This window comes from Citrobacter sp. R4 (assembly GCF_026719175.1).
Lineage (GTDB): Bacteria > Pseudomonadota > Gammaproteobacteria > Enterobacterales > Enterobacteriaceae > Citrobacter_A > Citrobacter_A sedlakii.
This window is the reverse complement of the sequence record NZ_JAPPSU010000019.1, coordinates 1-21,284: the sequence shown is the minus strand read 5'-3', so window position 1 is coordinate 21,284 and position 21,284 is coordinate 1. Positions and strand designations below refer to the sequence as shown.

At 49.7% G+C, this 21,284-nt stretch carries 36 protein-coding genes and 1 pseudogene; 32 read left to right on the top strand and 5 right to left on the bottom strand.

The features are described from left to right. Positions 1-124 precede the first annotated feature (124 nt). The 5 genes from OOJ60_RS22895 to OOJ60_RS22875 form a co-directional block, all read right to left on the bottom strand. The gene (locus tag OOJ60_RS22895) at positions 125-349 is read right to left on the bottom strand and encodes a DUF551 domain-containing protein (RefSeq protein ID WP_205613218.1); all 225 of its coding nucleotides are present in this window, start codon (positions 347-349) and stop codon (positions 125-127) included. Continuing rightward, positions 349-666 carry a hypothetical protein gene (locus OOJ60_RS22890; RefSeq protein WP_205613217.1) on the bottom strand — a complete coding sequence of 106 codons (318 nt, stop codon included), beginning with the start codon at positions 664-666 and terminating at the stop codon, positions 349-351. The genes OOJ60_RS22895 and OOJ60_RS22890 overlap by 1 nt, the downstream gene beginning before the upstream one ends. A gap of 36 nt (positions 667-702) precedes the next feature. Beyond that, positions 703-1,146: a hypothetical protein gene (locus tag OOJ60_RS22885; protein WP_205613216.1), complete on the bottom strand. Its 444-nt coding sequence runs from the start codon at positions 1,144-1,146 to the stop codon at positions 703-705. Between the two features lie 8 nt (positions 1,147-1,154). Further along, entirely contained in the window at positions 1,155-1,430 is a 276-nt protein-coding gene (locus OOJ60_RS22880; RefSeq protein WP_205613215.1) for a transcriptional regulator, read from the bottom strand. 330 nt (positions 1,431-1,760) lie between these two features. Next, positions 1,761-2,423 (bottom strand): LexA family protein, encoded by a 663-nt coding sequence (locus OOJ60_RS22875; RefSeq protein ID WP_060569013.1) that lies wholly within the window; start codon positions 2,421-2,423, stop codon positions 1,761-1,763. Positions 2,424-2,541: 118 nt separating this feature from the next. On the opposite strand from OOJ60_RS22875, the gene OOJ60_RS22870 reads away from it, so the two are divergent. The 32 genes and pseudogenes from OOJ60_RS22870 to OOJ60_RS22725 form a co-directional block, all read left to right on the top strand. Continuing rightward, a complete protein-coding gene (locus tag OOJ60_RS22870) occupies positions 2,542-2,757 on the top strand; it encodes a helix-turn-helix transcriptional regulator (RefSeq protein ID WP_060569012.1) in 216 nt (71 codons plus the stop codon). A 100-nt stretch (positions 2,758-2,857) separates the two neighbouring features. Continuing rightward, a complete protein-coding gene (locus OOJ60_RS22865) occupies positions 2,858-3,139 on the top strand; it encodes a CII family transcriptional regulator (RefSeq protein ID WP_080067749.1) in 282 nt (93 codons plus the stop codon). A gap of 34 nt (positions 3,140-3,173) precedes the next feature. Beyond that, positions 3,174-3,812 (top strand): GIY-YIG nuclease family protein, encoded by a 639-nt coding sequence (locus tag OOJ60_RS22860; RefSeq protein WP_205613214.1) that lies wholly within the window; start codon positions 3,174-3,176, stop codon positions 3,810-3,812. A gap of 534 nt (positions 3,813-4,346) precedes the next feature. Then, positions 4,347-4,621 (top strand): annotated as a pseudogene (locus OOJ60_RS24940) (replication protein); the annotation flags it as partial. Between the two features lie 77 nt (positions 4,622-4,698). Next, a complete protein-coding gene (locus OOJ60_RS22850; protein ID WP_205613213.1) occupies positions 4,699-5,391 on the top strand; it encodes a replication protein P in 693 nt (230 codons plus the stop codon). 138 nt (positions 5,392-5,529) lie between these two features. Then, on the top strand, positions 5,530-6,222 hold the full coding sequence (locus tag OOJ60_RS22845; RefSeq protein ID WP_233470916.1) for a helix-turn-helix domain-containing protein: 693 nt from the start codon (positions 5,530-5,532) through the stop codon (positions 6,220-6,222). Positions 6,223-6,294: 72 nt separating this feature from the next. Continuing rightward, positions 6,295-7,617: a phosphoadenosine phosphosulfate reductase domain-containing protein gene (locus OOJ60_RS22840; protein WP_205613212.1), complete on the top strand. Its 1,323-nt coding sequence runs from the start codon at positions 6,295-6,297 to the stop codon at positions 7,615-7,617. Positions 7,618-7,656: 39 nt separating this feature from the next. Further along, complete coding sequence (locus tag OOJ60_RS22835; protein ID WP_205613211.1) at positions 7,657-7,944, top strand: hypothetical protein; 288 nt, start codon at positions 7,657-7,659, stop codon at positions 7,942-7,944. Positions 7,945-7,946: 2 nt separating this feature from the next. Beyond that, a complete protein-coding gene (locus OOJ60_RS24935) occupies positions 7,947-8,129 on the top strand; it encodes a Lar family restriction alleviation protein (RefSeq protein WP_205613210.1) in 183 nt (60 codons plus the stop codon). Further along, positions 8,110-8,547, top strand: coding sequence for a recombination protein NinB (locus OOJ60_RS22830; RefSeq protein ID WP_205613209.1), 438 nt, complete (start codon positions 8,110-8,112; stop codon positions 8,545-8,547). The genes OOJ60_RS24935 and OOJ60_RS22830 overlap by 20 nt, the downstream gene beginning before the upstream one ends. Next, complete coding sequence (locus tag OOJ60_RS22825) at positions 8,544-8,720, top strand: NinE family protein (RefSeq protein ID WP_182946440.1); 177 nt, start codon at positions 8,544-8,546, stop codon at positions 8,718-8,720. The genes OOJ60_RS22830 and OOJ60_RS22825 overlap by 4 nt, the downstream gene beginning before the upstream one ends. Before the next feature lie 2 nt (positions 8,721-8,722). Beyond that, a complete protein-coding gene (locus OOJ60_RS22820) occupies positions 8,723-9,094 on the top strand; it encodes a phage protein NinX family protein (protein WP_205613208.1) in 372 nt (123 codons plus the stop codon). Beyond that, on the top strand, positions 9,087-9,272 hold the full coding sequence (locus tag OOJ60_RS22815) for a protein NinF (protein ID WP_205613207.1): 186 nt from the start codon (positions 9,087-9,089) through the stop codon (positions 9,270-9,272). The genes OOJ60_RS22820 and OOJ60_RS22815 overlap by 8 nt, the downstream gene beginning before the upstream one ends. Continuing rightward, entirely contained in the window at positions 9,247-9,855 is a 609-nt protein-coding gene (locus OOJ60_RS22810; protein WP_205613206.1) for a recombination protein NinG, read from the top strand. The genes OOJ60_RS22815 and OOJ60_RS22810 overlap by 26 nt, the downstream gene beginning before the upstream one ends. Further along, positions 9,852-10,049: a Lar family restriction alleviation protein gene (locus OOJ60_RS24930; RefSeq protein ID WP_072197053.1), complete on the top strand. Its 198-nt coding sequence runs from the start codon at positions 9,852-9,854 to the stop codon at positions 10,047-10,049. The genes OOJ60_RS22810 and OOJ60_RS24930 overlap by 4 nt, the downstream gene beginning before the upstream one ends. After that, the gene (locus tag OOJ60_RS22805; RefSeq protein ID WP_205613205.1) at positions 10,046-10,246 is read left to right on the top strand and encodes a protein ninH; all 201 of its coding nucleotides are present in this window, start codon (positions 10,046-10,048) and stop codon (positions 10,244-10,246) included. Before OOJ60_RS24930 ends, OOJ60_RS22805 begins: the two co-directional genes overlap by 4 nt. After that, a complete protein-coding gene (locus OOJ60_RS22800) occupies positions 10,230-10,412 on the top strand; it encodes a hypothetical protein (protein WP_063451593.1) in 183 nt (60 codons plus the stop codon). Before OOJ60_RS22805 ends, OOJ60_RS22800 begins: the two co-directional genes overlap by 17 nt. Continuing rightward, positions 10,409-10,828 carry an HNH endonuclease gene (locus tag OOJ60_RS22795; RefSeq protein ID WP_205613204.1) on the top strand — a complete coding sequence of 140 codons (420 nt, stop codon included), beginning with the start codon at positions 10,409-10,411 and terminating at the stop codon, positions 10,826-10,828. Before OOJ60_RS22800 ends, OOJ60_RS22795 begins: the two co-directional genes overlap by 4 nt. Further along, the gene (locus OOJ60_RS22790; protein ID WP_205613203.1) at positions 10,825-11,436 is read left to right on the top strand and encodes a hypothetical protein; all 612 of its coding nucleotides are present in this window, start codon (positions 10,825-10,827) and stop codon (positions 11,434-11,436) included. Before OOJ60_RS22795 ends, OOJ60_RS22790 begins: the two co-directional genes overlap by 4 nt. An 878-nt stretch (positions 11,437-12,314) precedes the next feature. Next, complete coding sequence (locus OOJ60_RS22785; RefSeq protein ID WP_205613202.1) at positions 12,315-12,587, top strand: hypothetical protein; 273 nt, start codon at positions 12,315-12,317, stop codon at positions 12,585-12,587. Continuing rightward, the gene (locus tag OOJ60_RS22780) at positions 12,587-13,075 is read left to right on the top strand and encodes a lysozyme (RefSeq protein ID WP_205613201.1); all 489 of its coding nucleotides are present in this window, start codon (positions 12,587-12,589) and stop codon (positions 13,073-13,075) included. Before OOJ60_RS22785 ends, OOJ60_RS22780 begins: the two co-directional genes overlap by 1 nt. Beyond that, positions 13,072-13,539, top strand: coding sequence for a lysis protein (locus OOJ60_RS22775; protein ID WP_205613200.1), 468 nt, complete (start codon positions 13,072-13,074; stop codon positions 13,537-13,539). The genes OOJ60_RS22780 and OOJ60_RS22775 overlap by 4 nt, the downstream gene beginning before the upstream one ends. Positions 13,540-13,725: 186 nt before the next feature. Beyond that, positions 13,726-14,433, top strand: coding sequence for a phage antirepressor KilAC domain-containing protein (locus tag OOJ60_RS22770; RefSeq protein WP_205613199.1), 708 nt, complete (start codon positions 13,726-13,728; stop codon positions 14,431-14,433). After that, positions 14,433-14,810: a hypothetical protein gene (locus OOJ60_RS22765; protein WP_205613198.1), complete on the top strand. Its 378-nt coding sequence runs from the start codon at positions 14,433-14,435 to the stop codon at positions 14,808-14,810. The genes OOJ60_RS22770 and OOJ60_RS22765 overlap by 1 nt, the downstream gene beginning before the upstream one ends. 251 nt (positions 14,811-15,061) lie before the next feature. After that, entirely contained in the window at positions 15,062-15,253 is a 192-nt protein-coding gene (locus OOJ60_RS22760) for a hypothetical protein (protein WP_205613197.1), read from the top strand. A 9-nt stretch (positions 15,254-15,262) separates the two neighbouring features. Next, entirely contained in the window at positions 15,263-15,697 is a 435-nt protein-coding gene (locus tag OOJ60_RS22755) for a ubiquitin carboxyl-hydrolase (RefSeq protein WP_200119335.1), read from the top strand. Then, positions 15,694-16,947 (top strand): PBSX family phage terminase large subunit, encoded by a 1,254-nt coding sequence (locus OOJ60_RS22750; protein ID WP_205613196.1) that lies wholly within the window; start codon positions 15,694-15,696, stop codon positions 16,945-16,947. Before OOJ60_RS22755 ends, OOJ60_RS22750 begins: the two co-directional genes overlap by 4 nt. A 201-nt stretch (positions 16,948-17,148) precedes the next feature. Then, on the top strand, positions 17,149-17,325 hold the full coding sequence (locus OOJ60_RS22745) for a hypothetical protein (protein WP_205613195.1): 177 nt from the start codon (positions 17,149-17,151) through the stop codon (positions 17,323-17,325). A 10-nt stretch (positions 17,326-17,335) separates the two neighbouring features. After that, a complete protein-coding gene (locus OOJ60_RS22740) occupies positions 17,336-18,685 on the top strand; it encodes an anti-CBASS protein Acb1 family protein (protein WP_205613194.1) in 1,350 nt (449 codons plus the stop codon). Continuing rightward, a complete protein-coding gene (locus OOJ60_RS22735) occupies positions 18,645-19,571 on the top strand; it encodes a phage minor head protein (protein ID WP_205613193.1) in 927 nt (308 codons plus the stop codon). Before OOJ60_RS22740 ends, OOJ60_RS22735 begins: the two co-directional genes overlap by 41 nt. Before the next feature lie 2 nt (positions 19,572-19,573). Beyond that, positions 19,574-20,839, top strand: coding sequence for a hypothetical protein (locus OOJ60_RS22730; protein WP_205613192.1), 1,266 nt, complete (start codon positions 19,574-19,576; stop codon positions 20,837-20,839). A gap of 12 nt (positions 20,840-20,851) precedes the next feature. Next, the coding region (locus tag OOJ60_RS22725; protein ID WP_205613191.1) for a gp53 minor capsid family protein at positions 20,852-21,284 on the top strand (433 nt) is incomplete at its 3' end.

Genomic DNA, 21,284 nt, shown 5'->3' with positions numbered 1-21,284 from the left:
CCGCCCATATAGAGCGGCAAGACTATCAAGGGATGATTCTCCAATAACCAGAACGAGTCTTCGTCCTCATTCGGTTACGAGCGATATTGCTCACATAGCAGACTCGTAAATCTGCTATAGGTGCTTATTCGCTAGGTGGTTCAGGTAATGGCATCCAGTGGGTAACTCTGGCTCTGCTGTTTTGACTATTGCCATCACTAACTCGCCAAATCCCTTTAATTCCTTTGCTTGAAAGCCATCCCATGAACTGGTAACGATCGTCATCAATGTCGTCATCGCCATACTGGCCGAAACATAAAACGTCTGCCTCGTCATCAGGCAACCGATCACTACACTTAATCCACTCCATCACTCCTCCCCCAGAGCCTTGCTGATGGCTGCGCGAGCTTTCAGAATTTCAGGGCAACTATCAGCATCCATAACCATCACACCCAATGAACCAGTCACTTCTTGCAGAGCTTCAAGTAAATCAGGAGCTGCTGCTATCAGGTTGGCGTTTGCAATTGTAGCGTTTCGCTCATGGTCTGATCCCCATCCAACAAAGCTTTGCAGGTAGGCAATCTGAGGGCCCCCACCGCTGCGGACCTCTATGCATGTTGAGTCATCGACTTGACTTGCTGAGTTCTCTTCCCAATCCCACTCACCTTTCGTACCTTTGAATTCCATATTCACCTCTGTGGCTTGCTGCAAAAAGAAGACCGACTATGCGGCCTCAACCAAATCAGAAAATGTACTTCGCCACATGTGACCACCCGATAAACCAAGCTCACCAGCCAGAGAAGCCATCGCCTCAAGCTTGGTGTCACCAAATCCAGCAGGAGATTCCTGTAAATCAACAAAATTATTCGCGTGTGCACACCAAGCATTACCATCTAACTCGATGGTCACGCCAACTACCTCAGCATACTTATCAGCGTCATCATCATTGCAATTCCATTTGCCAGCCAACTCATTAACGCGCTCTTTATTGGCGCCCAGAGCCAGAGATTCAACCAGAATGTCCCACGCAGTTTTACGGTTGCTTACATCTAATGGCCATGAGCAAACCGCAAAATCAGAATCACGAATATCAATAATTGCATCTGGTGATGGCTTATAAATAAGATCTCCATTTTGATGCAGGTAATACCATCCATTAGTACTCATATTTCACCTCAAATAAGTGGCTTACTACCCAATTTCATTTTCTGCCGTCCTACACATGTCACTCCCATTTCACGGGCTGGCTTGCTGTAGTACAGGCGATTAGTTTTCTGTGGTACTTCCTGCTCTTTCTTATCGCGCAGACTTCCGAGCGAAGTGGCTCTAATCACGCGATTGCTGCAGTCTTCTGATAACCGTGAAAATGCACGGTCAATCCTTTTTGAATACTGCTTAATTTCTTTGTGCTGACGAGCACGTTCGAGTTTCCGAATTTCTCTGGCTTTCATTGGATACCTCCAGTGGTTGCTTTGGTGATACGGTGCTCAGATGCTTATCTTCTGAGTCGCTGTCATGCAGCTGCATTTCACCGCATCCCAAAGCAACTTCCTTTGGCGGGGACGAATCATCCCCATGTCATCTTTTTAAAGAGCTGCCAATCAGTTCCGTTTGGCTACCAGCGTCCTGCTGATGGCTTAACAATACAAAATGTACTGAGTATCGTCAATACAATATGTACTTAAAATTTTCGAGAATGTACGAAGTGTATGAATGAGAAGGGAAAATAAATTTTGTGTATTAAAAAACCCGCCGAAGCGGGTTGAAGGGATGAGTCTAAATTACAGGCCTTGCCATTTGGCTTCTATCACTACGCCAATAATGCGGCAGTTACCATCAATAGGGAACATGTGGTAGCTGGGGTTAAGCGGTTTGAGGTATTTCTGCCCTGCGTCTACTACGTATTTCTTGAATGTCGCCTCGTTCTCTGAATCCAGCTTTGCAACTACAAGTCGTCCGTTCGTTGCCTCGATTGCTGGATCAACCAGTATCTGCATTCCCTCGGGTATGCTAAGTCCGGTAGGCGAAGTCATCGAATCACCCCTAACCGTCAGCCAGAACGACCGTTCGCTCGCATGTGCTGTTGTTTCAGGCCATACCTCAATCTCCTGAAGTTGATAAGGCTCAACAGCCTCACACCAATTTCCTGCGCTAACCCAGCTAATCAGGGGGAATCTCCTTACCTCAGTGTTAGGACGTGGATTGGTGACATTACCCATATCAGAATCTGGATAGTCAACCATCCCATCAGAACTCAGCACCAACTCCTTCAGACCGAGCTGTTTCATGATTGAGGCGATGTCCTCAATGCTAGGTTCGCGCCGACCATTCAGCCAATGCCCTATCGCCCCCTGAGTCTTTCCGAGAGCCTCGGCAAGCTTATCCTGGGTAATGCCAATCTGTTTCATCCTGGCCTTAGCCAGTTCATTCCACGGTGTTTTCATATCACGATTATTACGTGTTGTATTAACTGTCACAATGCACAAAATGTATTAATCCCCTTGCATTATCTCAGTACAGTTTGTATTATTGTTGTACGTACCATCCTGAGGAGATGAACCGATGAGTAATCTTCGGAAAATCCGGGAAACCATGAAGGTTTCTCAAGCCGTTCTGGCTGAAAAGGTTGGGTGTACACAGGGAGCAATTGGGCACTACGAATCGGGTCGACGACATCCAGATTTGAAAATGTGCCGCCAGCTCGTTGATGCCCTCAACAGTTTTGGCGCAAAAGTTCAGTTGGATGACGTGTTTCCACCTGAACTGAACGCAGCTTAAGCAGTACCGCTCTTTAACACTACGGGCAGGGATGTTTCGTCCCTACAACCAACGCATCAGAAGATGCGTATTTACTTATTAACTATGGAAATAATACGTAATGGAAAACGCAAGTTACAGCAAACCCTCTCAGCGCGATATCGACCGTGCTGAAACTGATTTACTCATCAACCTCTCTACAGTCACTCAGCGAGGACTGGCAAAGATGGTTGGATGTCATGAGTCGAAGATAAGCCGTACTGACTGGCGCTTTATTGCAGCCGTTCTGTGCGCGTTTGGGATGGATTCAGACATCAGTCCTATAAGTCGTGCATTCAGGCATGCACTGGAAGGAATCACAAAAGAAAAACGTCCAGTTGTTGGTAGCAATCTGGACGCTTAAACACACTGTGTTATGTCAAGTAACAGGAGTAATTATGACATACCCGCAAAGCGAATACCAAGTAGTAACTAAGCTTAGTGTGCCGGCTGAATATAAAAGCTCTGGATTTGTTTACGTTATGGAAAACGAAAACATGCCAGGGATTTATAAGATAGGCATGACAACTAACTCACCAGAAGCTCGCGCCAAGGAACTTTCAAGCGCGACAGGAGTTCCTTCCCCATTCTCAGTGTTAGCTGCATTTCATTCTCAAAACCCAAGGGTTGATGAAAAGCTTGTTCATCAGGTTTTTTCTGACCACAGAGTGAGTGATAGCAGGGAGTTTTTTTCCTTTCCAACATGGGCGGACATCAATGGAGCTCTTTCAGAGATTGAAATCATGGTTGGCCCAGAAAGAAATGCAGACGCCGCCGTTATAGCCATGAACGAGGCCTTCATTTCATTTTCTAATGAACCAGAAATTGATCTCGCGGAAGAACTTTGTGAGCAGGGAATAGGAGGCGTTGTAGGGAATATGTCAGCTGTAAAAAACTTCCTCTACAGGGCCGGTATCGACTATGTGAAAGGACTAATTAGTCAGCATAACGCCTCGCTTGCATTTCTTCCGGGAGGCGAGGTTGTGCTGGTTAAATCGATAGAGGCTCAGCTCTTTGAGAAAGGAGAGAAGGAATGAATACGGCAGAAATCATTAAGTATCCTGGCCCTGAGCCATGCATCACCAGGAGCAACAGAATGGAGAACAAAAAGTTTGGTCATTTCTCTCTATTCAGAAGCCTGCTAAGCGTTGATTGGGCCAAAGATACTGCCAAGTTAGCGTTATGGGTTAGGTTGCTGGGAGAGGCCTCATATCGCAACAGAGTTGTGGAATTTGCTGGCAAAGACTGGAACCTGAGTCATGGTCAATTAGTAACTACGACAGCAATTCTTGCACGCAAACTTCGCGATCAGGATGGCAAAGAAAAGAGCCCTCAGGCAGTAACTAGAATGCTCAATTTCTTCACCAGGGAAGGTATGATAACCACCGAAGGAAACCGCTTCGGGACGGTGATTACCATCACAAATTACACCGCTTATCAGGCGATTTTACCCGATGAACCATACGATGAACCATCCGATAAAGCCAAAGCCAGTAATGGCGCGCCTTTAAGACTGGTACCCGATGAACCATCCGATGAACCATCCGATGAACAGAACAAGAAGGTAACTAACAAAAATAAAAACAATAAACCCCCTAAATCCCCCAAGGGGGAATCAAATGGATTTGATCCACTCAGCATCCCCATCCCTGATTGGCTCGACAGAATGGCCTGGGAGGAATGGGTAAAAAACAGGGCTGAGACCAAGAAGCCGATGAAGACTGAACGGACGGTAAGGGCAGCCTTCAAACTCCTGAAAGAATGCCTTGATGATGGTCATAATCCAGCAGACATAATCAACACAAGCATCGCAAACGGATATCAGGGTCTGTTCAAGCCTAAATACCCTGCAAGGAAAAACCTACCTCAGCAGATGCCAACCCAACACTGGAACGACAAAGACGAGTGGGAGAACAACTTCCTATGAAAAACCTTGTCCAGGCGATTCACAATCGCGACAGCAACGCACTGGCTCGCCTTGCTGGAGATAACAGAGAGCCAGAGCGCAAAGTAAATAACGAAGCTGAAAAGATGGTAGATATCCTATTCGACAACCTCAAGCAGCTTTTCCCGGCATCAGTTAGCACAACCCTGAAAGACCCGCGTGACGAAGCGGCTGCAAAGCGGCAGTGGATAGCCGCTTTCGCAGAGAACAACATCCGCACCAAGGAACAACTCAAGGCTGGCATGCAATACGCCAGAGCCAGTGAATCGCCATTCTGGCCCTCTCCTGGGCAATTTATTACGTGGTGTAAAGATGCTGATTATCGCGCAGGGGGACTACCTGATGCTAATGAGCTTCATGACATGGTGATGAAGTATTGCTCAGGAAAATCACAGTACGACTCTGCTGAAAGTTATCCCTGGAAGAGTAATCCCTGCTATTGGATGGTAACCAAGCTGTATGACCTTATGCGCTCTTTAAACCTGACTGATGCAGAGTTGAGAAAGCGGTGTTCTGAGGAGCTAAATAAAATGGCCCGTCGTATTGAATCGGGAGAGGATATTCCTGCACCAGTTGCGCAAATCCCTAAGCTACATATCCCGCTTAGCAATGAAAAAGGCCTGGCGAAAATAGCAGAACTGCGGGCAAAGCACAGGCTGGGGGCGAGGTGAAATGGAAAAAGAAAGAACGAGATTTGAAGCGCTTTTCAAAAGTGTATTCAGAAATAAATTCAAGCTGATAAGAACATACACAGGATATGAAGATGCTTTTGTGAATAGCTGTTTTTTCTTCTGGCAGGAGGGGAAACAGTGAAAGACAAATCATCATCCATAAAATCTTTCATAAAAAGCCGACCAGTAACCATCCGCAAAGACATATTCAAAGCACTTAACATCCCTCAGCGAACCCTGACATGGCATTTAAAAAAGCTTGTCGATTCAGGTGAGGTAACAAAAATCCAGGATGGTTATTACTTTGCAGATGAGAATTCGCTTACAGCATGGCTTGAATCAAAGAAGCCAGGAGAAGAAACTCCGGGAGCAATCATGAACGCAAGAGAGAAAATACTTCACCACCTTGAAACAAACTATCCAACCTCAGCAGCAGAATTCCAGAAGCTCACCAAAGTACCAAAATCCCGAATCACTCAGTTACTCCGTGAACTCACCGCATCAGGCCAGTTAGAAAGCTATAACGCCAAAGGCGGCATTAAGCGCTATCGGCTTGCTGAGCTTCACCACAAACGCATTGAGTCAATTCTCGGATGGTTCGATTCGGGGCGGTCCGGCACATCGTCTGACGTCGCTGCGGATTTGGGTCTGGATATCACCACCGTAGCGCAAATCCTTGCGTCGCTCAGTAAGCGATGTGAGTTGTACCGTGAATGGCTAGGCCGCGAGAAGGTGTGGATGTATCGGAAATCAGCACCGTTTACTTTTGGCTGCGCCAATCAACTTACTGCATTTATCAACCAGAGATTGAGAGAGGTGAGGGCGTCATGACTGCTTACATCGCAGAAACACTAACAGGGCTATCGGTAACGGTGGCCTTTTTTATTTGGGTGAGAGGGTGAAATGACAATTAACACAGCAGCAATTATTGTGCCGACAGATATTAGCTCGATGGTCCGTGAAATTGAAACGGCATATAACCGATATTTATCTGAATTTCGAATCCCTGACGATCACAAAATAGTCGTTAACTTCTCCGCAGGGAAGGACAGCACAACCACGGCGACTATTGCACACCACCTGTTCGGTGACCGTGTTCAAATCGTAATGGCGGACACTGACAACGAACACGAATTAACTGTTGATTTTGCCCATAATATCCACCATCAAATCGGATGCAAACCGATTCAGATTGTAAAGCGCATATACACTGAGGCTGAATTTGAGCGCCGAAGGAAATCAGTTACTGAGCGCTGGGCTAAAAGACAGGTAATACGCATGGGCGCTCATCGAGGCGTAATCATGCCGTCTCTGGCGCGATCCGATACAAAATTTGGACAGGAGTGGCTACATACTGCTGAAAGATCGGGAATTGAGTTTGAAACTGCACTGGAAGCCGCTCTTTCTGTGTTGCATCCGAGTGGGAACAGTTTTTTAGATGCCGCGTTATTGCACGGTAAATTTCCAATGATGCGCGACCGTTTTTGTACTGATGAATTAAAAATACAGATTGCGTTTGATGCCGCGATAAAACCTCTCCTGGACGATGGCGATGTCGTCGTTCAGTGGTCAGGTGTTCGCGCCGATGAGTCAGACAAGCGCGCTGGTTACGACCGATTTGCGCGTGATGAACGCGATCCAGATTTTCTCTACAACTTCCTGCCAATCCACAAATGGACGGCGGCGGATGTTTTTGCCCTGCACAAATATTTCGGCATCACGCCGAACCCACTTTATACGCAGGGCGCATCGCGCGTCGGTTGTATGAACTGTGTTTTGTGTACCAAAGAGGAAATATCAGAGACGGCGGCGCGTTGGCCTGAGCATATCGAAAAGCACCATGAGTGGGAGAAAAAAGTACGCCTCGCTTCACGCTGGGTCCACTGGATGAGCGTCGGAACTGTTAGCCAGTCATGGATGCGCGTTCAGTTAGGCGTTAGGGATGTAATCCGTTTTGAACTGGATGAGGTCACCGGAGAGGAGGTTGCGTTGCGTAAACGCTATCCGGTGAATCTCGGACAGGAAGTAAAATTGTACGGGCTTGAGCCAGACGCTCAGCACATCGACTGGTCAGGATTCTACGGGCCGCGCGGGAATATGGGGGCGCCGTCTGCGCTGGATGTTGTAGAGTGGGCCAAGACCGGGCGCGGTGGGAAAGTTTACGACCTTGTAAAAGCCAGTCTGGACACCGCAGTTTGCTCTTCTCGTTATGGTTTGTGTGAATAAAAAGCTGGGTATAACACCCCAGCACACTGATGGAGAGGAATGATGATTACATGCGAAAGATGCAATGGTTCAGGATTTGAAGATAGCGGCGGCGTTCAACCGTGGGGAGAGCCAATTCTTGTTGAATGTGAATGTAGGTTGATGGAGAGGAATATGGACGAATCAAGAAAGGTTTTTGAGCAATGGTGGGAAGAATGGTTTGGCGAAGCACCTCTTACACCATGGCATGAGCTTTGGTGCGGTGATGGATATTCGGCAGAGGATATTGACCATATGTGGGATGCTTGGAAAGGGTCTCGCGCCGCTGGAATCAAAGTGAAGGAGTGAGTATGAGCGAGTTAAAGCCGTGTCCATTTTGCGGCTCAAAAGACCTTGTCATTAACCGCGTAGGCCGAGACTGGAATTCAGTAATTTGCCGAGATTGTGGCGGAGAAGGTCCGGAAGAGTTAGGCCGCGAAGATGCGATCAGTTCATGGAACCGGAGAGCAGGAGATGAAGAAACTAACGTTTGAACTAAGAAGCCCCATTCATCAGCAGAACGCCATTCAAGCCATACAGCAAGTTTTACCCTCCTACGACAAGCCAATCATCGTAACCATCCAAGACAGAACCAGAAGCATCCAGCAAAACAAAATGCTATGGAGTTGCCTTGGTGATGTCTCGCGTCAGGTTAACTGGCATGGTAGATGGCTGGATGCTGAAAGCTGGAAGTGCATCTTCACCGCCGCGCTAAAGCAGCAGGACGTTGTTCCTAACCTCGCTGGAAACGGATTCGTGGTGATAGGCCAGTCAACCAGCAAGATGCGCGTCAGTGAGTTCGGAGAGCTTCTGGAGCTTATCCAGGCGTTTGGTGCTGAAAAGAATGTTAAGTGGTCTGACGAAGCTAGGTTAGCACTGGAGTGGAAAGCCAGATTTGGAGATGCAGCATGAAGAAACAGCGACGAAGCATAACCCAAATCGCAATGGACAACATGATATTCATCCCCACCAAACGATCCAGAAACAAACCCAAGCCAGTGCCTACCGAATCAGACGTAACAACCTATGACCCTGTATGGCCGCTCTTGTCAAAGAGATGGCTGCGCCAACGTGCGAGGAAATAACAATGGACTATTCGCAGTTATCAGATTTTGAAATTAACAAACTGGTTGCCAACGTTACCGGAACTCAAGTTGAAGAAACTTACCAGTTCGTAAATGGCGGCGAAGATATTGCCGACCACATGAGCGGTATCGTTCTTATGCGCAAGATAACAAGCAATCGAAAGCACTGGAAGTTGTATGACCCATGCAACAACCCGGCAGACGCATGGCCGATTATCGCTGATAACCATATTGGCATAGCCCCATATCCAAATGAGGCTTTTGCTTGGTCATCACGTCACGGCATGGCTTCTGATTTGTCTGCAGAAGATAAAAACCCTCTCCGTGCGGCGATGATTACGTTTCTACTAATGCAGGAGCAAGTAAATGCTTAGCCCGCAAGAAGCCCAATCCTACGAGCAGCAGAGCATACGTCGAACGTTGTGCGCAGGTTGCACGAAGGAGCTAACGCCAGAAGAAACCTATGCATGTGAAGAGTGCATCAACGAATGGCTGGTATATCGCGATCCGAATGGAGATATGTCGAATGAGGAAGGTAAGGCGACGCTGTAAGAACGAAGAGTGCAGGGAATGGTTCTTCCCGCAATTTCAGAACCAGCAATGGTGTTGTGCTGATTGCGGTACGAAGATAGCACTGGAAAGACGAAGCAAGGAGAGAGAAAAAGCAGAGAAAGCAGCAGACAAGAAACGACGACGAGAGGAACAACAGCAGAAAGATAAACTCAAGATTCGAAAGCTCGCCTTAAAACCCCGCAGTTACTGGATTAAACAAGCCCAACAAGCAGTAAACGCCTTCATCAGAGAAAGAGACCGAGACCTTCCCTGCGTTTCGTGTGGAACGATGAGCGCAGCTCAATGGGACGCAGGCCATTATCGAACTACGGCCTCCGCACCACAGCTAAGGTTCGACCCCCGTCAAATATGGAAGCAATGCCAAGTATGCAATCAGCATAAGAGCGGAAACATTGTGCCGTATCGGGTGGAGCTGGTAAGGCGGATAGGGATTGAGCAGGTAGAGGACATCGAATCAAACCACAAGCGCCATCGCTGGACCATCGAAGAATGCAAAGCGATTAAGGCGGAGTATCAGCAGAAGCTTAAAGACCTGCGTGACAGCAGAAGCGAGGCCGCATGATTTATGACCTCAAACTTCCCCATTGGGCTACGTTGTTGAAGTGTCCCTTCTGTGGAGGTGATGCAGAGCTAACCGCAGATGGTGACGGTGTGTTCGCCGGGTGCTCAAGTAAATCATGCCTGATAAATCCCATTACCGAAACATACAGAACCAAACGCGATGCTGTTCGCGCATGGAACAGGAGGACCGAATGACGCCATCTATCAAAACCATCCCTGACATCCTGGTAGAAGTCAGAGGAAATCAGTCCGAAGCAGCCAGGCAATTAGCCTGCAGCAGGAACACCATCCTCAGGTATTCACGAGACACCAAAGCTCAATTTCACGCCATCGTTAACGGCGTCCTTATGGTTCATCGTGGATGGAGAGGAAGACATGTGCAGCGTAACTAACATCCAGCAGGTCAAATGGCAGCGTCAGCGTGATATGCATACCGAGCAGGTGCTGATTGGCAAAGAGCATGAGCTAGAGCGCAGTCTTGATTATGTGCGCGAGCAGTTGCGGGAGGTGCGTAACCGGTTAGGTACGAATAAGCCAACCGGAGGTGATGCAGCATGAAACTTAGCAAACAGCAGCGTGCAGAACTGCGCATGAAGTTTGGTGGCCGCTGTGCTTACTGTGGTTGTGAGCTATCTGAAAAGGGTTGGCATGCCGACCACGTTGAAGCCGCTCTGCGCAAGTGGGAGTTTGGTGTACGACAGTCAAATGGGGTACGCCGCACTGTCGCAACTGGTGAGTTCTGGAGGCCGGAGAATGACGCTATCGAAAACCTTTTCCCGGCTTGCGCTCCATGCAATCTGTTTAAAGCGACATTCGCCGTTGAAGATTTCCGTAAACAGATAACCGCTCAGGCAGAGCGTGCGCGCGCCTACAGCGTCAATTTTCGAAAGGCAGAGCGTTTTGGCCTGGTTGAGGTAGTCGATAAGCCAGTCGTGTTCTGGTTTGAAAGATATGCAGAGGAGGTCTTAGCGTGAGACATACACCTGTGTACAGCATGGTTAACTTCATCGACGATGCTCATTTTCGCCGAGTGTGGAAGCACCCGAAGAAAACCATCAACTCACGCCAGAAAGCATGGGTTCACTACATGCTTCAGGTGTGGGGCAAGGTTAACGCAGGGGATGATTCCCCGGGTGGTTCAATCAACGTTATCGGTCGCCTGATGATTCGTAGCCAGTGGAGCGATGATAAGGCTAAGCAGATTGAGTCTGTCGTCATGCGCCTCTACGAAGAGGATGGACTGCGTGGAGATGCTTTGTACAAGAAAGCTCGCGAACTGGTCATCCCTCAATCATCGTTCAGCAACATCATCGCTCTCGCCAAAGAATCCGATGATGCTGCTTTCGTTGAACGTGTGATGGTCAAGACGTTTCACCGTGAAAGCCCCGTCCGCGATATAGCTATTAAGCGATATTGCAATCGCAATTGCACGCAAGATATCGCCAGGCTGATGAATGCTGTCACCGGAATGGATATCCAGTCGTGCAGGCGCAGGGTTGTCTGGTGCGAGAATGTGCTCGATTCGGAAATCTTTTATGCAATGAGGCGCGAAATTGAGAAGGAATTTCCACAGGCTGCATAATATTTAGGTAAATTTTCCTAAATAACTTGCTAACGCGAAATGGAAGTAGTATATTTTGTGTATGCTCGGAGCAAAAGCGAACAGAGCAGCCAAACAAACAAGCCCTGAGTTAATAGCTCTGGGCTTTTTGCGTTCATAGCGATAGCAAAACACATCGTCATCGTGGCGGTGTTATCTTGCATCAGGTGCATAGCCGAACTCGCGAATACGCTATGTCGTCAGCTCCACGAAACGGAGCCCATAACAGGTAAGAGCATTGAGAACCGCCGAGACTGCCACGAAAGTCGTAAGTCCGTGCAAACGTCATGCAATGCTCTTTCCGTTGTGGTGAATGCGCAGGCTGATGCGCTAATCAGGTGAGCGAGAACTTGTCTGGTAGTTGGTGTGTAGCGCCAACCGTTTCAGAAGATGCAGGCAAGACCACGCAGCCGGGTGATAAACGTAGTGGCTGCTGGACAAGATGTAAAACGAGGCGTCGTTACACGCCTATCGTCACTAAGCCGGAGATCAGTACCGGCCACCACATCCTGGCCTGCTACATCAGGCAATCGGTCGAAAGACGCCGGATAAACGTAACCGGTCATAATTGCACGACCTTTCTGAAAGCGTCCTATCACCAATCACCAGAACACATCCAGATACCCTTGCACATTCGTGGCGACGGGGTAGGACGTTTTACACAAATGAAAAACCCAGCACTATGGCTGGGCTTCGTGAAGATGGGTGGCAAGAGACTGCGCTAACAGTCTCCTGCCTGATTTGCCCATGCACTTCCCACGAGCAAACCACGTTACAGATAACCGTATCCTGGATTTGTTCATGCAACAACCACGTTAATTCCTAAATTGAACAGATCCCCGCGCTCAGGGGGTGAGAAAATGAAGATGGACGAAAGATACAGCAATGCTTCATACGGTAGCGCTGGTCTTGCGGCTTTCTTTGCCAGTCTTTCTCTACAGGACTGGGGCTTCATCATTGGCGTCGCGTTCAGCATTATCCTCGGCGTTCTGACTTACCGGCTCAACAAGCGTGAGCAAATGAAGCGAACGAAGATACTGCAGGACATTTTGAATAAAACCGACGCCAGAAATCCATCAGCTACAGCCACGGTTATCGCCGAACTCGGTCAGAAAGCACCCAAGGAAATCTGATGAACAGCACCTTGCGAAATAAAATCGCTGCCACTTTAGGTGGTGGTGCCATTGCTATCGCTACAGTCATGTTGTCAGGAAATGATGGAGTAGAGGGAAGGGAGTATGTCCCTTATCGCGATGTAGTCGGAGTGCTGACTGTATGTGATGGTCACACTGGGTCTGACATTATTCAGGGCAAGCGATATACCGACAAAGAATGCGATGCACTAACCCGGAAAGATTTAACACGGATTGCAACTCAGGTTGATCCGCATATCAAAGTGCCGACCACAGAAACTCAGCGAGCAGCAATATACAGCTTTGCTTACAACGTCGGCGCGGCCGCAACCATCAAATCCACTCTGCTGAAGAAACTCAACGCGAAAGATTACGCCGGAGCATGCTATGAGCTTAAGCGCTGGGTATATGCAGGTGGCAAGAAGTGGAAAGGGTTGATGAACAGACGCGAAGTTGAATATGAGGTATGCACCTGGAGTCAGAAATGAGCAGGATAGTCGCAATCATCATCGCTGTGGTTGTCTGCATCATTGTGTCGCTGGGATGGACTGCTAACCACTACCGCAGTAACGCCATCACCTACAAAGACCAGCGCGATAAAGCCAAAGAGCAACTCATTCTGGCAAATGCCACCATCAATGACATGCAGACCCGGCAGAGAGACGTAGCGGCACTTGATGCAAAATACACAAAGGAGCTTGCTGATGCGAAGGCTCAGAACGATTCTCTTAAGCGCAAGCTTGATAATGGTGGCAGGGTGCTCGTCAAAGGCAAGTGTCCAGTGCCAGCCACAACTGAAACCTCCAGCGCCTCCGGTATGGGCAATGATGCCACCGTCGAACTCGCTACAGTTGCTGGACGAAACGTTCTCGGTGTCAGAGATGGGATTATCAGTGACCAATCAGCGCTAAGAACATTGCAGGAATACATCATGACGCAGTGCCTGAAGTGATTCGTCACCCACTAAACAGAACAGCCTGACTCCGGTCGGGCTTTTTTGTGTCTGAGCGCCATGCCCGGCGCGATTAAGTCACAGAGTCTTACAGAAATGAGCTTCGGAGAATCACCGTTATAAGCGGCGGCTTCTCTGTGGGCGGTGTTTCTGGGCAACGAGGCTCATTTTTATAAGGTAAACGCAATGACCAATCTGATTGCAGTAGAAGCAGAAGTGTCCATGAGTAGCCTGGACTTCCTGAACAACATCATTAACCCAGCACGAATAGAGTTTGGCCAACCTGAGGTTGAAAATCGTCACTTCCTTTCCCGCGTTGTGGATGAAATAGATGATTTAGGGGTCGAGGAAACTTTTTACGCGACCACCTCGCAGGGTGCACGGCGAGCTGTTAAGGGTTACATGCTCAATATGGAGCAAATGACCCTGATAGGTATGCGAGAGTCCAAAGCGGTACGCCGTTCTGTGCTGGCAAAGCTCAAAGTGATGCACGGACCACAAATTCCACAAAGTTTGCCTGAAGCATTGCGACTCGCTGCTGACCTTGCTGAACAGAAGGCTGTACTGGAGAGCAAGCTTGCTATTGCTGCTCCTAAAGCTGAGTTTGTCGACAATTACGTAGAGGCGTCGGGTCTTATCGGATTCCGAGAGGCTGCAAAGCTTCTGAAGGTGAAAGAAAGTGACTTCCGGCTGTTCCTTCTCGACCACAGCATCATGTACCGCCTTGCAGGAAAGATGACGCCATACGCACAGCACCTCGATGCAGGTCGTTTCACCGTGAAAACTGGTGAGGCTGGAAATGGTCATGCATTCACTCAGGTGAAGTTTACGCCTAAAGGAATCCAGTGGATTGCCGGGCAACTGGCAGCCAGCAAAATGCAAGGAGCAGCATAATGAACGAACAAGCAAATAAGATTCTCGCGGACCTGCTGCAAAAGGCCAGTAATGGTATAGATGCGGCAGTATCTTTCAGTCAGGCGCAGGTTCCTGATGTTATCCATCAATTACTGGTATGGAATGCAGTAAGTAGCCTGATGTTTCAGGCGATAGCAATTCTTACGGTAATGGGATTTCTGTTAACGGTTAAGAAGGCATGGGAAATAGCGGAAGGGTGCTCAGGTGCTGATTTCTTTGCCTTTTGGTACATAGTTTGCGGGGCATTAGCTTCTATCATTATGTTTGTCGGATTCTGGTTCAACTTTGACTGGCTGAAAATCTGGCTTGCGCCAAAGCTCTACCTTATCGAATACGCTGCAACCCTCATTAAGTAATCAACACCGCGTCGTCCTGTCGCTGTCTCACCATCTTAACTAAGACCACGCCGCTATAGCGGAACATCCCCGTGCGAGTGGATGGTGTTAATCAATAACAGGGCATACCGCGATTTACCCGCTCAATACCATATTCAATCAATGCGGGGTTTGCGCTCATATCAGCTAATCTGCGCTGTGGTAGAAGAAGCAGAGTCATTACAGAAGCCATTTCCGATTGGCTTCGATAATGACAACCAGAGGACATAACAATGCCTCAGCAATATCACGTAACAGCGAAAAAGAAAGACGGAACTGTATACGAAGGATTAATGACCACCAAAGAGCCTCAACTGGTTAACGGTCTCTACGCTATCGCATCAGAGAGTGGTGACTGGCGATACATTCAGCCGGACGAAATCAGTGAAATCAGCTTCGTTCGTGTAGCAGAACAAACATCTTAAGGAATAAATATGGCGACCAAACCAAAGACTGGCCGCCCTTCTGATTATCTACCAGAGGTGGCTGCTGACATCTGTTCACTGCTTGCCGATGGGGAAAGCCTGCGCAAAGTATGCGAGAGACCAGGGATGCCGAGTAAGACATCCGTTTTCCGCTGGCTTGCCGAACACCAGGAGTTTCGTGACCAGTACGCAAAGGCCACAGAGACACGAGCTGATGCAATTTTCGAAGAGATATTTGAGATTGCAGATGATGCAACTGAGGAGTCGGCCGCTGTAGCTAAAGCGCGTCTACGCATCGACACTCGCAAATGGGCTTTGGCCAGAATGAACCCGAAGAAGTACGGCGAAAAAGTAAGTCAGGAAATAGATCACAAGTCATCTGATGGCAGCATGGCGACTAAGCCGACCACTATTCAGTTGTTACCCGTTGAGCCGAAAACATGAGTGAATCCGTTCAACTTCCGATCCCCGCGAAGCTTGCGCCACTGTTCACTGCTGTGAATAAGCGTTACCGATGCTCGCATGGTGGACGTGGTAGCGCCAAGACGCGAACATTCGCACTGATGACTGCTGTGAAGGCATATCAGGCAATGATGAACGGTGAAAGCGGCGTAATTCTCTGCGCTCGAGAGTTCATGAACTCACTGGAAGAGTCGAGCATGCAGGAGGTGAAACAAGCGATCCTGTCTGTTCCATGGCTGGCTTCCAACTTTGATATCGGCGAAAAGTACATCCGAACAATCGACAAGAGCGTTAACTACGTGTTCTGCGGTCTGCGGCATAACCTCGACAGCATCAAGTCGAAAGCGCGCATCCTGCTGTGCTGGGTCGATGAGGCCGAATCAGTCAGCGAAATAGCATGGCAGAAGTTAAGCCCAACAGTTCGTGAGGAAGGTTCAGAGATTTGGGTGACGTGGAACCCGGAGCGCGACGGCAGCGCCACGGATAAGCGTTTCCGCAAAGAGGCAGGCGACGACTGCATCACCGTTGAGATGAACTACACGGATAACCCTTGGTTTCCTGACGTGCTGGAAGGTGAGCGACAGAACGATCAGCGCCGTCTTGACCCGGCGACATACGCATGGGTGTGGGAAGGGGCTTATCTCGAAAACTCCGATAAGCAGGTACTGGCCGGAAAATACCGGATCGCTGAGTTCTCGGAAAACCTCTGGAAAGAAGCTGAGCGCCTGTTCTTCGGTGCCGACTTCGGTTTTGCCAAAGACCCTAATACACTGGTGCGTTCGTTCATCCTGCACAACCGGCTGTACATTGAGTACGAGGCATACGGTCAGCAGACAGAACTCGACCACATGCCAGAGCTATACGACACAATCCCAGGATCGCGTGACTGGCCAATTAAGGCTGACGCGGCACGACCTGAGACGATAAGCTATCTCAAGCGGCAGGGCTTCAACATCTCAGCCGCCGAAAAATGGCAGGGAAGCGTTGAGGATGGTATCGCCCATCTTCGCGGCTTCGACGAAATCATTATCCACCCGCGTTGCAAAAACGTGGCACGTGAGGCCCGCATGTGGTCGTACAAAACGGACCGGATCACTGGTGAGGTGTTGCCGAAACTGGCCGACGGTTACGAACATACGTGGGACGCTATCCGCTACAGCCTCGACGGGCACATTAAGCGCAAAGGTCAGATGGCCGGAATGATGATTCCTAAGCGCCTACAAGGGCGTTAGACTGAATATGTGGTGAATGCGCAGGCTGATGCGCCAAACCAGGCCTTTATGGTCAGGAGTCAGGCAAGACAAAGCCGGTAAATTCGGTGGCGGCCCACGTTGTGACTCAAAGCAGGAGATCAGCGCCTGCCACCACACTAACCTCTTCAGGTCGCCAAGGCGGCCTTTTTTATTGCCATAAATCTAAGTAAAGGATGCAACATGACCTTAATTGCGTCGCTCGTTGCGCTTCTTATAGTGGCGTTTGTGATTGTGGTTAGCTGGGCAGGTCATGCTGCTCCTATTCCTCCCAAGCGCAAGCCTAAAACTATGAGCGGATATCAGCCAACACGAACAGCCAAATCAGGAAAAGTATTGCCGCCACCTAAAAATCGCTAACGGAAAAACCATGACTGACAAATTAACTCTCGCCGTCAACCATGCGTTGAACGATGCGCGGATGGCTCGCGCCCGTATAGGGCTGTTTGCACCAACGATGGGTCTGGACAACAAGCGCCATTCAGCATGGTGCGAGTATGGCTTCCCTGAGCAGGTGACATACGAAAACCTCTATGCCCTTTACCGCCGTGGCGGCATTGCTCACGGTGCAGTTGAGAAGTTGGTCGGCAAGTGCTGGCAGACCAACCCGGAAATCATCGAGGGTGACGACGCAGACGAGAGCGAAGATGAAACCGCCTGGGAGAAGAAGTCCAAGCAGGTATTCACTAATCGACTATGGCGAGCATTTGCTGATGCAGACCGTCGTCGCCTTGTCGGTCGCTATGCAGGAATTCTGCTGCATATCCGCGACGAAAAAGAATGGAATCTGCCAGTCACCAAGGGCCGAGGGCTACAGAAGGTTTCCGTAGCATGGGCCGGGTCGCTGACTGTAGGTGGGTGGGACACCGGTTTGAACTCGAAGACGTACGGACAGCCGAAGATGTGGCAATACACTGAGCGACTGCCGAACGGTTCAAGCCGCAGGGTTAACATTCATCCTGATCGCGTATTTATCCTGGGTGATTACTCAGATGATGCGATCGGCTTCCTTGAGCCAGCCTATAACGCTTTCGTGAGTCTGGAGAAGGTAGAAGGCGGCTCTGGTGAATCATTCCTGAAGAACGCCGCGCGTCAGCAGAATATCAACTTCGACAAAGAGGTGGATTTCAGCAATCTAGCCTCTATGTACAACGTCTCAGTTGATGAGCTGCAGGAGCGATATAACGACGCAGCGCGTGAACTCAATCGGGGTAATGACACCTTACTGATTACCCAGGGCGCCAGTGTTACATCGCTGGTTTCTCCGGTATCTGACCCTTCTCCTACGTACGACGTTAACCTGCAGACGGCCGCGGCCGGGGTAGATATCCCGACGCGCATCCTGGTTGGCAATCAGCAGGCCGAGCGCTCCAGTACTGAAGACCAGAAATACTTCAACGCTCGCTGTCAGTCGCGCCGAGTAGACCTCGCTTTCGAGATAGAGGACTTCTGCGACAAGCTTATCGACCTGCAGATAGTCGACTCAGTCAGCCAGAAGGCTGTTATCTGGGATGATCTGAACGAACAGACTAGTACTGAGAAACTCACCAACGCCAAGACCATGGGCGAGATTAACCAGACCATGATGGGCAGTGGTGACGAGCCGGCATTCAGTCGTGAAGAGATTCGAACTGCTGCTGGGTACGATAACGATAGCGAAGAACCACTAGGAGAGGAGGATGGCAACGAAGAAGACGAAGCCACCGATTCTGCCGCGTAACTATCAGGATCCAACAGGAGCCGATGCGCTGGAACGCCAGGCAATGAAAGACTTCGCCAGGCGTATAAATAAGATTGGCAAGGCGTACAAATCAGCACTCGACAAAATACCTTCCTCCCTCGCAGTAAACGCCAGATACGAATACCAGCTAAACCCAACGCTACTTTCCATCATCCTGAACGATACCAGTTATCTGGTAGACCAGGTGCTGCTGGATGGTAATGAGTACGACCTGTGGTTTTACGAGTACATCGATCTGGCATCAGAGAAAGGTACAGGGCAGTCATTCTACAACCTCAGGCAGCAGTCACCTGTGTACGCCTCCGGGCGTGAGTCACTGGCGGCAATACTCGCGAGTGACCCATATCAGCAGCGTATGGCGCTGGTTCACGCTCGCGTGTTTGAGGAAATGAAGGGACTGAGTGCGGAAGTTAAGCGCGACATGGCGCGTGTGCTGACTGATGGAGTTGGGAGAGGGCTTAATCCCCGCGACATTGCCCGCAACCTGACAGAACAGACTGGCATTGAGAAGCGCCGGGCAAACCGTATCGCGCGAACAGAAGTTACTACCGCACTGCGCCGGGCTAAGTGGGATGAAGACCAGGAGGCGAATGAACTCTTCGGACTGAAAACTCTGCTGGTTCACATCTCTGCGCTGGCACCGACAACGCGACATACCCACGCCGTGCGCCACGCTCACCTCTACACAAATGAAGAAGTTCGTGAATGGTATGCAAAGGATGCGAACAGCATCAACTGCAAATGCAGCCAACAGTCAGTTCTGGTTGACGACGATGGAAGGCCTCAGTTCCCAGACACCATTACCAAACTCAAACAGGAATATAAATCGATGCAGGCGCGCGGTTACGCCTGGGCGGAGAAATAACTATGCCTATGCAGGTCAACATCACCACGAAGGTGAACAGCCAGTCTATCCGGCGCGAAACATACAACGGTCGTGAGCATCTGGTACTTCCGAGTTACACGCTGCCGGCGAATGTCGTTATGAATGGCGGACTGTACACGGCGGAAGAAATCGACGCCCACTATCAGGGGTTGGAAGGCACTCTGGCACCGTTGGGGCATCCACAGGTTAACGGTAAGTTCGTCTCTGCATTCTCTCCAGAGGGCATTAATGCAGGTCATATCGGCGCGTGGAACCGCAACGTTAAGAAGTCAGGTAATCGAATTTACGTCGAGAAGTGGGTGGATGTTGCCCGGGCTGAAGAGTCGGAGGGCGGAAAGGAGTTGCTTGAACGCGTAGCCGCTATTGAGCGCGGTGACGATGTCCCGCCGATTCATACCAGTGTTGCTGCATTCCTTGATCAACTTGAGCCGAATGAACAGCAGAGAGCGACTGGTGCCGAATGGGTGGCGAAGATTCATAGCATGGACCATGACGCCATTCTGTTGCATGAGGTGGGCGCAGCGACACCAGAGCAGGGCGTTGGCCTGATGGTGAACGCTGACCTTGCTAAACCGCTGAAGGCTAACTCAGGTGCATTGGTTGGCGAGTCATACCGGGAAAGAGAGCAACGACTGGACAGAGCGGCAAAAGCTAAATTCGCCACTGGTCAGGATGAGTATGCCTGGGTAGCGGATTTCACCGACTCGCAAGCGGTAATCATCCGCAACGGCGGCAATGCAGAGGTGTTTGGTTACAAGTCTGAGGGCGGTGTTATCACCTTCGACGATACCGGAACCGCAGTAGCTCGCCAGGAGTCATGGGTCGCGGTAGTGGCAAACAAATTCAAATCTTTATTTACACCGCAGGAACAGCCTGCACCAAACCACAAAACGGAGGGCGACATGCCTTTAACCACTGAAGAGAAACAAGAGCTGATCAGCGAAATCGGTAAAGGTCTTGCCGCCAACATCGCCGATGCAATGAATCCGATTAAAGAAGCGATCACCGGTCTGCAGGCCAATCAAGACAAACTTAATGAAGCCCTGACCGCCAACTCACGCGCAGAAGAGAAAGCCAAGCGAGAAGCTGTCGCAAAAGTTCACGGCGAAATCGTGGCAAATGCACTGTCAGGTGATGCGCTGGAAGCAATGTACAAAACAATTGGTGATGCCGCACCGCTGGGCGCTAACTCTGCACAGCAGCAGAAAGAAACCGGCGCACCTGCCGCATCTGAATACTTCAAATAAGGAGACGGGATAATGTCAGGTTATCGTCGCGTTAATATCGACGGGAAATCGCTCTACAAGACCGAAACCCGCCTCACTGCCGCAGCACTGCTGCCAGGTACAGCAGCCACTATCAACGGAGATGGTGAATTTGCGCAAGCTACTGCGCTTGCCGGTCGCCTGTACATCATTGACTGCGCATATCATCAGGGTCTTGGCATCCGTGATGCTGTACCTGCTGGCGATTCCGCTGTTGGCAACTATGTCGAAGAAGGCCGCGAACTGGCCCTGCTGTGTGTGCCAGGCGCATACAAGAAAGACAGCCCAATTAAGCTCGGCACCAACGGGCAATTCACTCTGGCAACCGATGACACCGATTCAGTAATCGGCTACAGCCAGGATGAATTCACCATCGCAGCCAGCACCACCGACTTCATTCGCGTTCGTATGCGCGTTGGCACTGCCG